The 13,940-nt window shown below is 68.6% G+C and carries 10 protein-coding genes and 1 tRNA gene; 4 read left to right on the forward strand and 7 right to left on the reverse strand.

Annotated features, from left to right (window positions below):
- The first annotated feature begins 4 nt into the window (after positions 1–4).
- On the forward strand, positions 5–1,396 hold the full coding sequence (gene chrA / locus H0B54_RS20635; protein WP_188261891.1) for a chromate efflux transporter: 1,392 nt from the start codon (positions 5–7) through the stop codon (positions 1,394–1,396).
- A gap of 42 nt (positions 1,397–1,438) precedes the next feature.
- On the opposite strand, the gene H0B54_RS20640 is transcribed toward chrA, so the two are convergent.
- The 5 genes from H0B54_RS20640 to H0B54_RS20660 form a co-directional block, all read right to left on the reverse strand.
- The gene (locus H0B54_RS20640) at positions 1,439–1,609 is read right to left on the reverse strand and encodes a hypothetical protein (protein ID WP_167525482.1); all 171 of its coding nucleotides are present in this window, start codon (positions 1,607–1,609) and stop codon (positions 1,439–1,441) included.
- Between the two features lie 147 nt (positions 1,610–1,756).
- Positions 1,757–2,425: a glutathione S-transferase family protein gene (locus H0B54_RS20645; protein WP_094305577.1), complete on the reverse strand. Its 669-nt coding sequence runs from the start codon at positions 2,423–2,425 to the stop codon at positions 1,757–1,759.
- A 101-nt stretch (positions 2,426–2,526) separates the two neighbouring features.
- Entirely contained in the window at positions 2,527–3,000 is a 474-nt protein-coding gene (locus H0B54_RS20650) for a GNAT family N-acetyltransferase (protein WP_188261892.1), read from the reverse strand.
- 187 nt (positions 3,001–3,187) lie between these two features.
- A complete protein-coding gene (gene gltB / locus H0B54_RS20655; protein WP_188261893.1) occupies positions 3,188–7,735 on the reverse strand; it encodes a glutamate synthase large subunit in 4,548 nt (1,515 codons plus the stop codon).
- A gap of 108 nt (positions 7,736–7,843) precedes the next feature.
- Positions 7,844–9,292 carry an NAD(P)-dependent oxidoreductase gene (locus H0B54_RS20660; protein WP_188261894.1) on the reverse strand — a complete coding sequence of 483 codons (1,449 nt, stop codon included), beginning with the start codon at positions 9,290–9,292 and terminating at the stop codon, positions 7,844–7,846.
- 391 nt (positions 9,293–9,683) lie between these two features.
- On the opposite strand from H0B54_RS20660, the gene H0B54_RS20665 reads away from it, so the two are divergent.
- Positions 9,684–10,484, forward strand: a complete 801-nt coding sequence (locus tag H0B54_RS20665; RefSeq protein WP_188261914.1) for an undecaprenyl-diphosphate phosphatase — start codon at positions 9,684–9,686, stop codon at positions 10,482–10,484.
- A gap of 21 nt (positions 10,485–10,505) precedes the next feature.
- On the opposite strand, the gene H0B54_RS20670 is transcribed toward H0B54_RS20665, so the two are convergent.
- On the reverse strand, positions 10,506–11,681 hold the full coding sequence (locus H0B54_RS20670; protein WP_188261895.1) for an MFS transporter: 1,176 nt from the start codon (positions 11,679–11,681) through the stop codon (positions 10,506–10,508).
- Positions 11,682–11,870: 189 nt separating this feature from the next.
- Positions 11,871–12,860 carry a complex I NDUFA9 subunit family protein gene (locus H0B54_RS20675; protein ID WP_188261896.1) on the reverse strand — a complete coding sequence of 330 codons (990 nt, stop codon included), beginning with the start codon at positions 12,858–12,860 and terminating at the stop codon, positions 11,871–11,873.
- A 228-nt stretch (positions 12,861–13,088) separates the two neighbouring features.
- Between H0B54_RS20675 and H0B54_RS20680 the strand changes: the two genes are divergently transcribed.
- Both H0B54_RS20680 and H0B54_RS20685 read left to right on the forward strand, forming a co-directional pair.
- A tRNA-Leu gene (locus H0B54_RS20680) sits at positions 13,089–13,175 on the forward strand.
- Between the two features lie 123 nt (positions 13,176–13,298).
- A complete protein-coding gene (locus H0B54_RS20685; protein WP_094305571.1) occupies positions 13,299–13,925 on the forward strand; it encodes a ribonuclease D in 627 nt (208 codons plus the stop codon).
- Positions 13,926–13,940 lie beyond the last annotated feature (15 nt).

A 13,940-nucleotide genomic window follows, 5' to 3' on the forward strand; every position in this document is an offset into this window, starting at 1 on the left:
ACGCATGACCCAGGCGGACAGCGCCAACGACCCCGGCGTCGACACCGCCGGTCATGGGGTGGGCCTGTGGGAGGCGGTGCGCGTCTGGGCGCGGATCGCGGCGCTGAGCTTCGGCGGGCCGGCCGGCCAGATCGCCATGATGCACCGCGTCGTGGTGGACGAGAAGAGGTGGATCGGGGAGGAGCGGTTCCTCCACGCCTTGAACTACTGCATGCTGCTGCCAGGGCCGGAGGCGCAGCAACTGGCCGTTTACATCGGCTGGCTGATGCACCGGACGGTGGGCGGGCTGATCGCCGGCGTCCTGTTCGTCCTGCCGGGCGCGCTGGCCATCATGGCGCTCAGCCTGCTCTACGCGACGCTGGGAAACACCGGCCCGGTGCAGGGGCTGTTCTTCGGGTTGAAGGCGGCGGTCCTCGCGGTGGTGCTGGAGGCGGTCGTCCGCGTCGGGCGGCGCACGCTGAAGAACAGGGCGATGGTCGCCCTGTCGGCGGCGGCCTTCCTGGCGATCTTCGCCTTCAACGTCCCGTTTCCCATGATCATCCTGACCGCCGCCCTGATCGGGCTGGCCGGGGCGCGGCTGGGCGTCTCCGCCTTCCGGCCGGCCCCGCATCTGCCGGGTCCGTCCGCCAACCGGACCAGCCTGCTGGGCGAGGGGATGCCGGACCACGCGCGCCCCTCCACCGCATGGTCGCTGCGGGTCGGGGCGGTCTGCCTCGCCTTGTGGCTGGGGCCGGTGCTGGCGCTGCTGCTGACGCTGGGGCCGGACAACACGTTCACCGGCATCGCCGTCTTCTTTTCCAAGATGGCGGTGGTGACCTTCGGCGGCGCCTACGCCGTGCTGGCCTACGTGGCGCAGCAGGCGGTGGAGACCTATGGCTGGCTCCATCCCGGCGAGATGCTCGACGGGCTGGGCATGGCGGAGACGACGCCGGGGCCGCTGATCATGGTCGTGCAGTTCGTGGGCTTCCTTGGCGCGCTGCGCGATCCAGGGGCGTTGCCGCCGTTGCTGGCCGGGGTGCTGGGCGGTCTGCTGACCACCTGGGTCACCTTCGTGCCCTGCTTCCTGTGGATCTTCCTCGGCGCACCCTATGTCGAGGCGCTGCGCGGCAACCGGATGCTCGGCGCTGCCCTGTCGGCGATCACCGCGGCGGTGGTCGGGGTGATCCTGAATCTGGCGTTGTGGTTCGCCCTGCACACGCTGTTCGCCCGCCTGGAACCGGTGTCCGTCGCCGGGATGAGACTGGACCTGCCCATCCTCGCCAGCGTCAACCTGCCCGCCCTGGCGCTGACCGTGGCGGCGGTGCTGGCGGTGTTCCGCTTCAAGGCGGGGATGCTGCCGACCCTGGCCGCCTGCGCGCTGGCCGGCGTGGCGCTGCGCATGGCGGGGGTGGCGTAGGGGGCCGAAGGCCGCGCCCGGACCGGCGCGGCCCTGCCGGCATCAGTGCATCTCCTGAACCTGGGCGATGCGTTCGGTGATGCGGTCGAGGCGGCGGGACAGTTGGTCCTCGTCCTCCGGCGCGATCTGGCCCTTGCGTTGGGCAAGCCGCAGGGCCGCTTGCGCCTCCTCCAGGCAATCGAGCGTGTGACGCACGTAGTCGTGTTGGGCCATGCCCCCATCCTCCTCAGCCGTTCTGCAACCAAAGCGAAACAGACCGGTACGGATGGGGTTCCGTCTTTTGGCGGGGCCTATCCCGGTCGGACAGATCGGATCGGGAGAGCCTGGTCTATAATTTTCCCGCAGAGATCGTGGGGAAATTCAGAAGTCCAGGTCGGCGTAATGGCGGGGCGGCGGGCAGCCGGGGATGCTGTCGGTCAGCAGGGCGCGGAAGCTGGGGCGCGATTTGATGCGGGCGTACCAGTCCTTGGCCTCCGGCACCTTGTCCCACGGCACGTTGTCCACGTAATCGACGCAGGACAGCGCCGCCGCCGCCGCGATGTCGGCCACCGTGAAGGTGGAGCCGGCCAGCCAGGGACGGCGTTCCGACAGGAAGGCGATGTATTCCATGTGGTACTGGATGTTCGCCAGCCCGGCGCGGATCGCCGGGGCGTAGGGGTGGCCCTGGCCGGACAGCCGCTTGATCAGCTTCTCGCCGACCAGATTCTCGGTCACCTCGCGGTCGAAGGTCCGGGTGAACCAATCGACGATCCGGCGCACCTCGGCGCGGGCCGCCACCTCCCGCGGCATCAGGGCCACGTCGGGATAGGCCTCCTCCAGATACTCCAGCACGGGCAGCCCGCCGGCCACGACGGTTCCGTCCTCCTCCACCAGCACCGGCGGCTCGCCGGCGGGATTCAGCATCAGGAAATCCTCGCGCCGTTCCCACGGCTTCTCGATGACCGCGTCGAAGGGAAGACCCTTCTCGGCCAGCATCACCCGCGCGACGCGGGACAAGGGATGGAGGGGGTGGTGATGGAGTGTCCGCATGCCGGGCCGGACTGTAGCGTATGGGGAGCGTGGAAAACAGTCTGCGCTTTGGCCTGTGACGCCGCTCCTTCGGCTTATGGATTAACCGTGCCGAGGGGGTGTCAAAGGGCGGATTTGCGGTAGACCACCAGGGGGGCGGCGTCGCCCTCCGGACCGGCGCCGGGGACCGGAGTCCAGCCGTTGTGCTCGTAGAAGGCGCGGGCCGCCGCGTTGCGCGAGGCGCAGGCCAGTTCGGCGGAGCCGCGCAGCAGGGCCAGCGCCTCGCGCAGCAGCGCGCTGCCGATGCCCCGCCCGCGCCACAGCGGATCGATGAACAGGGTGTGGATGAAGCGGTCGCCGGCATCGACGGAGACGAAGCCGACGATCAGCCGGGTCGCCGTCCCGGCACCGTCCAGCTCGGCCACCAGCACCTCTTCCCCGTCCACGCAGTCGTAATAGTCGTCCAGGCCGAACCGGTCCTCGGGCTGCCAGGAAAAGGCGTTGCGGCGCCCGTGCAGGAAGATGTCGGCGCAGCGCGGCCCGTCCGCCGCCGTGGCGAAGCGAATGCTGATGCGCAAGCCGTCCTCTGCCGGCATGACGCCCTCCCGTGTGGTTGCGGATGCCCCCAGGCGGTCCTAACAACCCATTCCGCACCAGATTATTCCAGGAACCGGCGCCATGAAAAGGACGCCCGTGCCGCCGTCGGCGTGAAAAACGGCGGCCCGGTTGCCCCGGACCGCCGTTCGCGTATGCACATCCCACTTGAGACTTATTGCTTGGGGCTTACTCCGCCGAGATGGCCTTCGGCAGGTGGACCGGCACTTCCAGCCGGTGCAGCATTTCCTTCGGAACCACCTGCCAGAACTTGGTCACCTCACGCGCCCAATCGTTGAGGATCTCGGCGGCGAAGCGGCTCTGCGTCTCCGCCACATGCTCCTCGATCAGGTGCTTGAGCTGGCTCTCGTAATGGCCGACCTCGATGCGCTGGAAGATCACGCTCTCGTCGTTGATGTAGAGCGGCAGGCTGTCGTCGAGGTCGTAGACGTAGGCCATGCCCCCCGTCATGCCGGCGGCGAAGTTGTCGCCGACGCGGCCGAGGATGACCGCCGTGCCGCCCGTCATGTACTCGCAGCCGTTGGAGCCGCAGCCCTCGACCACCACGGTGGCGCCGGAGTTGCGGACGGCGAACCGCTCGCCGGCCTGGCCCGCGGCGAACAGCTTGCCCGCCGTCGCACCGTAGAGGACCGTGTTGCCGATGATCGTGTTCTTGTTGGTCTCCAGCGGGCTGGAGGTCGTCGGACGGACGACGATGGTGCCGCCCGACAGGCCCTTGCCGACATAGTCGTTGGCGTCGCCCATCACCTCCAGCTTGATGCCCTGCACCGCGAAGGCGCCGAGCGACTGGCCGGCGGTGCCGCGCAGGCGGATGGTGATGTGGCCGGGCTGCAGCCCGAACATGCCGAACTTGCGCGTCACCATCGAGGACAGCCGCGTGCCGATGGCGCGCTGCGTGTTGCGGGCGTTGTAGGCGAGCTGCATCTTCTCGCCCTCCTCGAACAGCGGGCGGGCGTCCGCGACGATGCGGGCGTCCAGCGTGTCCGGCACCTCGTTGCGGCCCTGCAGCGTGCAGTAGCGGGCGTTCTCGCCGGGATCGACCTGGGCCAGCAGCGGGTTCAGGTCGAGGTCGTCGAGATGCTCGGCACCGCGGCTGACCTGATGGAGCAGGTCGGTGCGGCCGATCACCTCGTTCAGCGAGCGGAAGCCCAGACCGGCCAGGATCTCGCGCACCTCTTCCGCCAGGAAGGTGAAGAGGTTGACGACCTTCTCCGGCGTGCCGACGAACTTCTGGCGCAGCTTGTCGTCCTGCACGCAGACGCCGACCGGGCAGGTGTTGCTGTGGCACTGGCGGACCATGATGCAGCCCATGGCGATCAGGCTGGCCGTGCCGATGCCGAACTCCTCAGCGCCCAGCATGGCGGCGATCACGATGTCGCGGCCGGTCTTCAGGCCGCCGTCGGTGCGCAGCCGCACGCGGTGGCGCAGGCGGTTCAGCGTCAGGACCTGATGCACCTCCGACAGGCCCATTTCCCAGGGCAGGCCGGCGAACTTGATCGAGGTCTGCGGGGAAGCGCCCGTGCCGCCGCTGTTGCCGGAAATCAGGATGATGTCGGCGTTGGCCTTCGCCACACCCGCGGCAATCGTTCCGATACCGGAACGGCTGACCAGCTTCACCGTCACCTTCGCATCCGGATTGATCTGCTTCAGATCATAGATGAGCTGGGCCAGATCCTCGATCGAGTAGATGTCGTGGTGCGGCGGCGGGCTGATGAGCATCACGCCCGGCGTCGAGTGACGCAGCCGCGCGATCATCTCGGTCACCTTGAAGCCGGGGAGCTGGCCACCCTCGCCGGGCTTGGCGCCCTGGGCGACCTTGATCTCCAGCTCGCGGCACTGGTTCAGGTACTCGGCGGTGACGCCGAAGCGGCCCGAGGCCACCTGCTTGATGGCGCTGTTCCAGTTGTCGCCGTTCTTGTCCGGGCGGAAGCGCGCCGGATCCTCGCCGCCCTCGCCGCTGTCGGACTTGGCGCCGATGCGGTTCATGGCGACGTTCAGCGTGCCGTGGGCCTCGGGCGACAGGGCGCCCATGGACATGCCCGGCGTGATGAAGCGCTTGCGGATCGCGGTGATGCTCTCCACCTCGTCCACCGGCACCGGGGCCTTGGTGGAGCGCAGCTCCAGCAGGTCGCGGAGCTGCATCGGCGGGCGCTTGTTCACCTGCTCGCTGTACTTCTTGAAGGTGGTGTAGCTGTCGTTGGTCACCGCCTGCTGCAGCGTGTGGATCACACCGCCTTCCCAGCCGTGGCGGTCGCCCGACTTGCGGAAGCGGTAGAAGCCGCCGACCGGCAGGGCCACGACCTCCTCGTTGTAGGCGGTGGCGTGCTGCTCCAGCACCTTCTTCTGGATGCCGTTCAGGCCGATGCCGGAGATGCGGCTGACCATCGCCGGGAAATGCTCGGCGACGAGCGCGCGCGACAGGCCGATGGCCTCGAAGTTGCCGCCGCCGCGGTAGCTGCTGATGACCGAGATGCCCATCTTGGACATGATCTTCAGCAGGCCGTCGTCGATGGCCTTCTTGTAGTTGGCCATGCCCTTTTCCAGCGGCATGGAACCGAACAGGCCGCGGCGGTGACGCTCGGCGATGGCCTCCTGCGCCAGATAGGCGTTGACCGTGGTGGCGCCGACGCCGATCAGCACGGCGAAGTAATGGACGTCCAGCCCCTCCGCCGTGCGCACGTTCAGCGAGGTGAAGGTGCGCAGGTTGGAGCGGATCAGGTGCGTGTGCACGGCACCCGTGGCGAGGATCGCCGGGATGGCGGCGCGCGCCGCACCCATCGCCTCGTCGGTCAGGATGACGTGGGTGGCGCCGCCGCGCACCGCGTCCTCCGCCTCCTGGCGGATGCGGCGCAGCGCGTCGCGCAGAGCCTCGGGGCCGCCGTCGACCGGGAAGGTCGCGTCGATCTCGGCCGCCGTGTCGCCCATGTAGTCGCGCATGGCACGGAATTCGGCGGTCGTCAGGACCGGCGATTCGAGCTGCAGCAGGCGGGTCTGCGTCTCGTCCTCGTCCAGGATGTTGCCGAGGTTGCCGAGCCGAGTCTTCAGGCTCATCACCCGGCGCTCACGGAGCGAGTCGATGGGCGGGTTGGTGACCTGGGAGAAGTTCTGGCGGAAGAAGTGGTGCAGGCCGCGGTACTTGTCGGACAGCACGGCGATGGGGCTGTCGTCGCCCATCGAGCCGATGGCCTCCTTACCGTCCTCCACCATCGGGTGCAGGATCAGCTCCATGTCTTCCATGGTCAGGCCGAAGGCCTGCTGGCGGCGGCGCAGCTCGGCCTTGTCCATGTCCGACGGCTCGCCCTTCAGCGAGGCGGTCTTGACCAGCTCGTCCAGGTGGGTGGTGTTCTGCACCCACTTGTCCCACGGCTTCAGCGTGGCGAGATGGTCCTTCAGCTCGCGGTCGCGGTACAGCTTGCCGGACTGGAGGTCGACGGCGATCATCTCGCCCGGGCCGAGGCGACCCTTCTCGATCACCTGGGTCTCGTCGACCTTCACCATGCCCGTCTCGGACCCGCCGATGATCAGGCCGTCGTTGGTGATGGTGTAGCGCATCGGGCGCAGGCCGTTGCGGTCCATGCCGCCGACGACCCAGCGGCCGTCGGTCATGGCCAGCGCGGCCGGGCCGTCCCACGGCTCCATGACGGAGTTGCAGTACTGGATCAGCGCCTTGTGGTTGTCCGGCGTGGTCTGCGAGCTGGTCAGCGCCTGCGGCACCAGCATCATCTTGACCATCGGGGCCGTGCGGCCGGCGCGGACCATCACCTCGAACACCGTGTCGAGCGAGCCGGAGTCCGACAGGCCGACGCCGATCACCGGCTTCAGGTCCGCCATGTGGGTGCCGAAGGCCGGATGCTCCATCCGGGTCTCGTGCGCCTTCATCCAGTTGACGTTGCCCTTCACCGTGTTGATCTCGCCGTTGTGGGCGAGCATGCGGAAGGGCTGGGCCAGTGGCCAGGTCGGGAAGGTGTTGGTCGAATAGCGCTGGTGGTAGATGGCGAAGTCGGACTCGAACCGCTCGTCCAGCAGGTCCGGATAGAAGGTGGTCAGCTGCTCCGCCAGGAACATGCCCTTGTAGATGATCGAGCGGGCGGACAGCGAGCAGATGTAGAAGTCGTTGATCTGCTCACCCTTCACCGCCTTCTCGATGCGGCGGCGGATGATGTAGAGATCCAGCTCGAACTGCTCGTCGGACACGCCCTTGTTGTTGCCGACGATGATCTGCTCGATCTCCGGACGGGTCGCGTTGGCCTTCTCGCCAATGATGTCGACGTTGATCGGCACCTGGCGCCAGCCGTAGATGTAGTAGCCGAAGGCGAGGATCTCGGTCTCGACGATGCAGCGGCAGGCTTCCTGCGCGTCCAGGCTGATGCGCGGCAGGAAGACCTGACCGACGGCCAGCTTGTTGTCCGGCGCGCGGTGGCCGATGACCTTCACGTGGTCCTTGAAGAACTTCTGCGGCACGGCGACGTGGATGCCCGCACCGTCGCCCGTCTTGCCGTCGGCGTCCACGGCGCCGCGGTGCCAGACGGCCTTCAGCGCCTCGATGCCTTTCTCGACCACCGAGCGGCGGGGCTTGCCGTCGATCGCGGCGATGAAGCCGACGCCGCAGGCGTCGTGCTCATCCTCCGGGTTGTAGGCGTTGGCAGTGGTCAGCGCCGCGGCGTTGGCGCGGAAGTCGGCGACGAACTGCTCACCCTGGTTCAACTCGGTGGTCATCGGTGGACCCTTTCAATCAGTCTGTTCGGAAGGGGGACTTCGCCCCTTCACCCCCGCCAGGGGCCGAAATGGACCCACTGGAACCCGCGGAATTATGGATTGCTTGGCTTACTCGGCGGCCTGCGCCAGCGGCGCTTCGGCCTTCGCCTTGGCGTAGGCGTGGATGCCCTCCGCCGCGTCGCGGCCGTCGCGGATGGCCCACACCACCAGCGAGGCGCCGCGCACGATGTCGCCGGCGGCGAAGACGCCCTCCAGGTTGGTCATCTTGCTGCGGTGGTCGACCAGCAGCGTGCCCCAGCGGGTGACCTTCAGCTCCGTCTCGCCGAACAGGGCGGGCAGGTCCTCCGGCTCGAAGCCGAGCGCCTTGATGACCAGATCGGCCTGGACCGTGAACTCCGACCCCTCGATCACCTGCGGGGTCTGGCGGCCGGTGGCGTCGGCGACGCCCAGATGGATGCGCACGGCGCGCACGCCGGTCACCACGCTGTCGCCGGTGAAGCCTTCCGGGGCGGCCTGCCAGATGAACTCCACGCCCTCCTCCTCGGCGTGGGCGACCTCGCGCTGCGAGCCCGGCATGTTCTTGCGGTCACGGCGGTACAGACACTTGACCGACGTGGCGCCCTGGCGGATGGCCGTGCGCACGCAGTCCATGGCGGTGTCGCCGCCGCCCAGAACCACCACATGCTTGCCCGCGGCGTTCAGGGAACCGTTCTCGTACGCCTCCACCGTGTCGCCCAGGCTGACCTTGTTGGAGGTGGTCAGGTAGTCCAGCGCCGCCACGATGTTGCCCAGGCCCGAGCCCGGCGCCTTGATGTCGCGCGCTTTGTAGACGCCGGTGGCGACCAGCACGGCGACGTGCTTGCGGCGCAGCTCCGGCAGGGAGGCGTCGCGGCCGACCTCGAAGTTCGGGTGGTAGATCACCCCGGCGTCGGCCAGCAGCTGCACGCGGCGCTCGACCACCGACTTCTCCAGCTTGAAGCCGGGGATGCCGTAGACCAGCAGGCCGCCCATGCGGTCGTAGCGGTCGTAGACATGCACCTCGTAGCCCTTGGCGCGCAGCTCCTCGGCGGCGGCGAGGCCGGCGGGGCCGGCGCCGATGATGCCGACCGACAGGCCAAGCTCACGCGACGGCTTGCGCGGCTTCACCCAGCCCTGATCCCAGGCGGTGTCGTTGATGTACTTCTCCACCGACCCGATGGTGACGGCGCCGTGGGTGGATTGCTCGATGACGCAGTTGCCTTCGCACAGGCGGTCCTGCGGGCAGATGCGGCCGCAGATTTCCGGGAAGTTGTTGGTGGCCTGGGAGACTTCGTAAGCCTCCTCCAGCCGGCCTTCGGAGGTCAGCTTCAGCCAGTCGGGGATGTTGTTGGAGACCGGGCAGTGCACCTGGCAGAAGGGAACGCCGCACTGCGAGCAGCGGTTGGCCTGCTCGTTGGCGCGCTCGTCGCTGAAGCGGGCGTAGATCTCGGCGAAATCCTGGCGGCGCTCCGTGGCCGGGCGTTTGTCGGGCATCCGCTGCGCGGTGTGCACGAAGCCCAACATCCTCTGGTTCGCCATAACGCCTGCTCCTTCTTCCCGTGTCCCGTGCATGGGGACGGCGCCGGCGGCCGGGCGACCCTTCTTATGCCGGTGGGGCATGCCAAGGGAGCGTGGCCGCAGTGAAAACGAAAGCCCGCGGTCACGCGGTCTGAACGTCATATACCGCAAGAGAAGGCGCTGCGCGAGCATATTTTCACCGTTAGGACAGTATGGCTGACCAAACCGTGACTCGATGTCGCGGAGACCTCCGCAAAGGTCGGGAGTGCCTGAAAAACAAGCAAGAAAAATAGGTCCGATTCGGGACTATCGCCCAATTCGGGGTATCGCCCCATGGGTCGTCGCCTTCGCCATGTTGCGCTGCTATAAGCCGGACATCGCCACCGCCATCCTGCCAGAGGCCCCGCGCCGCATGTTGATCGACCAATATCTGGACGCCGCTCTGCTCGGCCTGATCGAAGGTCTGACCGAATTCCTGCCGGTCTCGTCCACCGGCCACCTGATCATCTTCGACACCCTGCTGGGCTTCGAAGGCCCGCCGGGCAAGGTGTTCGAGGTGGTGATCCAGCTCGGCGCGATCCTGGCGATCTGCACGGTCTATTTCACCCGGCTGTGGAAGGTGGTCACCGGATTGAAGGACGATCCGGGCGCCCGCCACTTCGCGGTGGCGGTGATCCTGGCCTTCCTGCCGGCGATGGTGCTGGGGGCGGCGCTGCACGGGGTCATCAAGGCGGCGCTGTTCAACCCGACGGTGGTCAGCGTCGCGCTGATCCTGGGCGGCGTGGCGATCCTGATGGCGGAGCGGCTGGTGCCGGTCCCGCGCTACCACCAGATCGAGCGCTTCCCGGCGCCGCTCGCGCTGAAGATCGGCCTGTGCCAGTGCCTGGCGCTGGTGCCGGGCGTGTCGCGCTCGGGCGCGACGATTCTCGGCTCGCTTCTGATGGGGGTGGACCGGCGGACCGCCGCGGAGTTCTCCTTCTTCCTGGCGATCCCCACCATGGCCGGCGCCACGGTCTACGACCTCTACAAGAACTGGAGCCTGATGACCGTCGACTCCGCGCTGCTGATCGGGGTCGGCTTCGTCACCGCCTTCATCGCGGCGGCGCTGGTGGTCAAGGTGCTGGTGGACTTTGTCGGGCGCTACGGTTTCGCGCCCTTCGCCTGGTACCGCATCGCCATCGGGTCGGGGATGCTGGCGTTCCTCTATCTGTAAAGAGCCGGTTTCCCGCGCGCCTCAGCCCTGTTGGGCGACGGCGCGCGAGGAGGCCGCGGCGATGACCAGCGCCAGCGCGGCGACCAGGGCGAAGGAAAAGCCCACCGTGCTGGCCTCCGCCACGAAGCCGAGCAGGGCCGGGCCGGTCAGGACGCCGGCATAGCCGAGGGTCGCCACCGCGGCGATGGCCTGGCCGGCTTCCCCCTCCGCCTTGGCGCCGGCGGCGCTGAACAGCACCGGAACCACGTTCGACAGGCCGAGCCCGGTCAGCCCGAAGCCGGCGACCGCCACCACCGGCCCGCCGCCGGTCAGCGCGACCGCCAGCCCGGCGAAGGCCAGCACGGCGCCCGCCCGGACCAGCACCGGCCCGCCGAAACGCTGGCGCAGCCGGTCGCCGCAGAAGCGGCCCACCGCCATGGCGCCGGAAAAGACGGCGAAGCCCAGCGCCGCGATCGACGCCGCACCCCCCAGATCCTCGCGCAGATAGACGGCGCTCCAGTCCAGGATCGCGCCCTCGCTCATGAAGGCCAGGAAGGTCAGCGCGCCCAGCAGCAGCGTGCCGCGGTCGGGCAGGGCGAGGCCCGTCGGCTCCGCCTGCTGATCGGCACTTCCGGGCAGGAAGCGGCGGTGCAGCGCGAAGAACAGGGCGAGCAGCGCCGCCGCGAGGACGGACGCCTGGACCGGCGGCGGCAGGACTTGCAGCAGCAGACCGCCCGCCCCGGCGCCGAACAGGCCGCCCAGGCTCCACATGCCGTGCAGCGACGACATGATCGGCCGCCCGAGATGACGCTCCACCAGGGCGCCATGGGCGTTCATCGCCACGTCCATGGTGCCGCCCGCCGCCCCGAACAGGAACAGCACCGCGCACAGCGACAGCAGGTCCGGCATCAGCGCCGGCAGCGGCAGAATCAGGGCGAAGGCCATGGCGGTGAGCCGGATCACCGGCGCGCTGCCGACGCGGCCGAGCAGCGGTCCCGTGCCGACCATCGCCGTCAGCGCCCCGGCGGCGAGGCAGAGCAGGGCGACGCCGAGCACGCCGGGGCTGAGGTCCAGATGATCCTTGATCGCCGGAATCTGGGTGGCCCAGACGCCGAAGACGGACCCGTTGACGAAGAAGGCCGCCAGGGAGGCCAGCCGGGCGCCGGGCGCGCGGTCGGCGAATTCCCGTATGGTGAAATCCTGCGTTGCGGCCTGCATGACGTCCCGTGCCCCTTCCGTCGTCCTGATGAAGGGGCCAGATGCGGCAGGAAGCCGCGGGAATCAAGGCCGCGCGCCGCAGGGCACCCTTGCGCGGCGCTTTCATGCGGGGCGGGGCGGCCCCCCGAAACGGCGAAAGCCCCGGCGGTGGGCCGGGGCTTTCGCGTCGCTGGTGCGAGACCTGTGGGGTCAGTGCGCGCCGGAATGGTTGCCGGCGTCGCGCGGCATCGTGTTGGAGCGGCCGCCGACGATGAAGCGCGACAGGTAGGTCGGCAGGACCACCTCGCAGCTCGACAGGTTGGTGATGCCCAGTTCCTTGAAGCCCGGCGCGCCGGGGGCGGCGACGTTGTCGGTCTTCAGCATCTCCACCTGATCGCGGGTCAGCGGCGGGGCGACGATCGGCGGCACCTTCTCCAGCAGGCCGCCCAGCGTCTCCGCCACGTTCCAGGGAACCGGGACGAGGAAGCGCTTGCGGCGGATCTCCCGCAGCATGAGCTGCATCAGCTCCTTGAAGCTGTAGACGCGCGGGCCGCCCAGCTCGAAGGTCCGGCCGGCCGCCGAGTCCAGGTTCGCGGCGGCGGCGATGGCGTCGGCCAGATCGCCGACATAGACCGGCTGGAACTTCGTCGCCCCGCCGATCAGAGGCAGCGCCGGGGAAACCTGCGCCATGGCGGCGAACTTGTTGAAGAAGCCGTCCTCCGGCCCGAACACGATGCTCGGGCGGACGATGGTGGCGCCGGGGAAGGCCTGCGTCACCGCCTGCTCGCCCGCCGCCTTGGACTTGGCGTAGGCCGAGGCGGACTTGGCGTCGGCGCCGATGGCCGAGACATGGACCAGACGGCGCACGCCGCTGGCCTTGGCGATGCGGGCGATGCGCGCCGGGGCGTCGACATGCACGGTCTGGAAATTCCAGGCCCCGCGCTCGTAGAGCGTGCCGATCAGGTTGATGACGGTGTCGGCGCCCTGGATGGCCCGCGCGACGGACTGGTCGTCCTTCACGTCGGCGGCCATCGGCACGATCTGGCCGACCGAGCCGGCGGTCTTCAGGAAATTGGCCTGATTCGGATGGCGCGACACCACGCGCACGATGGCGCCGGTCTTGGCGAGGCGGCGAATGAGATGGCGGCCGACGAATCCCGAACCGCCGAACACCGTGACCACTTCAGAGCGATAGGACATCGACCTTCTCCCGTGCCGTTGGGCCCGCAAATTCTTCTCTCCGGGCCGCCCACCAGAGGGGCGGGGCGACCGGATCGGGGGTTGCTTATATAGAAACCTCCTTGGGGAGGCTAGGGCCTGACGCGCCGCCCGCGGCCCATTTCGCGCCCGGCGGCCGTTTCCGCGCGAAAGTGAAAAAAAGCTGTTGACGGGTCCCCGCCGGACGGCTACATAAGCGGCCCACACCGAGCCCAGGTGGCGGAATTGGTAGACGCGCAGGTTTCAGGTACCTGTGGCAGAAATGTCGTGGAAGTTCGAGTCTTCTCCTGGGCACCATATCTACCCGGCTGCGCCGCATGCTACGGACCTTCCCCAGCGGGACGGAGAAGTAGCAGAGCGGCGTTCGTCGTTTCTGGGGTCCGTGGCCGGGGGCCGTCCACCTGAGCGGGAAGCCACCCAATGCCCATCGACCTCCATGACGGCGACCTGCCGGACGGTCTCGACCTGAAATCCCTGGCCCGCGACGGCGCCGTCGCCATCGACACCGAGACCATGGGGCTGAACCCCCACCGCGACCGGCTGTGCCTGGTCCAGCTTTCCCCCGGCGACGGCACGGTCCATCTGGTCCAGTTCCGCAAGGGCCAGTACGAGGCGCCGAACCTGAAGCGCCTGCTCGCCGATCCCGAGGTCACCAAGCTGTTCCACTTCGCCCGCTTCGACGTGGCGGTGATGCGGGCCTATCTCGGCGTCGCCTGCCAGCCGGTCTACTGCACCAAGGTCGCGTCCAAGCTGGTCCGCACCTTCACCGACAAGCACGGGCTGAAGGATCTGGTGAAGGACCTGCTGGGGGTGGAGCTGTCCAAGCAGCAGCAGTCCTCCGACTGGGGCGCCGCGGAACTGACCCCGGAGCAGATGAAATACGCCGCCTCCGACGTGCTGCACCTGCACGACCTCAAGGAGAAGCTGGACGTCATGCTGGCGCGCGAGGGGCGGACTCATCTCGCCAGGGCCTGCTTCGACTTCCTGCCGGCCCGCGGGGAACTGGACCTCGGCGGCTGGGAGCAGCCGGATATTCTGGCGCATTGATGGCCGTCGTCCTGA

The organism is Azospirillum tabaci, from assembly GCF_014596085.1.
GTDB classification, from domain to species: Bacteria; Pseudomonadota; Alphaproteobacteria; order Azospirillales; family Azospirillaceae; genus Azospirillum; species Azospirillum tabaci.

Excerpts from the sequence above, each read along its gene's own strand:
- H0B54_RS20645 (WP_094305577.1), bottom strand. The coding sequence starts at position 2,425 with ATGCGGACACTCCATCACCACCCCCTCCATCCCTTGTCCCGCGTCGCG.
- gltB (WP_188261893.1), bottom strand. The coding sequence starts at position 7,735 with ATGACCACCGAGTTGAACCAGGGTGAGCAGTTCGTCGCCGACTTCCGC.
- H0B54_RS20685 (WP_094305571.1), top strand. The coding sequence starts at position 13,299 with ATGCCCATCGACCTCCATGACGGCGACCTGCCGGACGGTCTCGACCTG.
- H0B54_RS20665 (WP_188261914.1), top strand. The coding sequence starts at position 9,684 with ATGTTGATCGACCAATATCTGGACGCCGCTCTGCTCGGCCTGATCGAA.
- H0B54_RS20650 (WP_188261892.1), bottom strand. The coding sequence starts at position 3,000 with ATGCCGGCAGAGGACGGCTTGCGCATCAGCATTCGCTTCGCCACGGCG.
- H0B54_RS20675 (WP_188261896.1), bottom strand. The coding sequence starts at position 12,860 with ATGTCCTATCGCTCTGAAGTGGTCACGGTGTTCGGCGGTTCGGGATTC.
- H0B54_RS20670 (WP_188261895.1), bottom strand. The coding sequence starts at position 11,681 with ATGCAGGCCGCAACGCAGGATTTCACCATACGGGAATTCGCCGACCGC.
- chrA (WP_188261891.1), top strand. The coding sequence starts at position 5 with ATGACCCAGGCGGACAGCGCCAACGACCCCGGCGTCGACACCGCCGGT.
- H0B54_RS20640 (WP_167525482.1), bottom strand. The coding sequence starts at position 1,609 with ATGGCCCAACACGACTACGTGCGTCACACGCTCGATTGCCTGGAGGAG.
- H0B54_RS20660 (WP_188261894.1), bottom strand. The coding sequence starts at position 9,292 with ATGGCGAACCAGAGGATGTTGGGCTTCGTGCACACCGCGCAGCGGATG.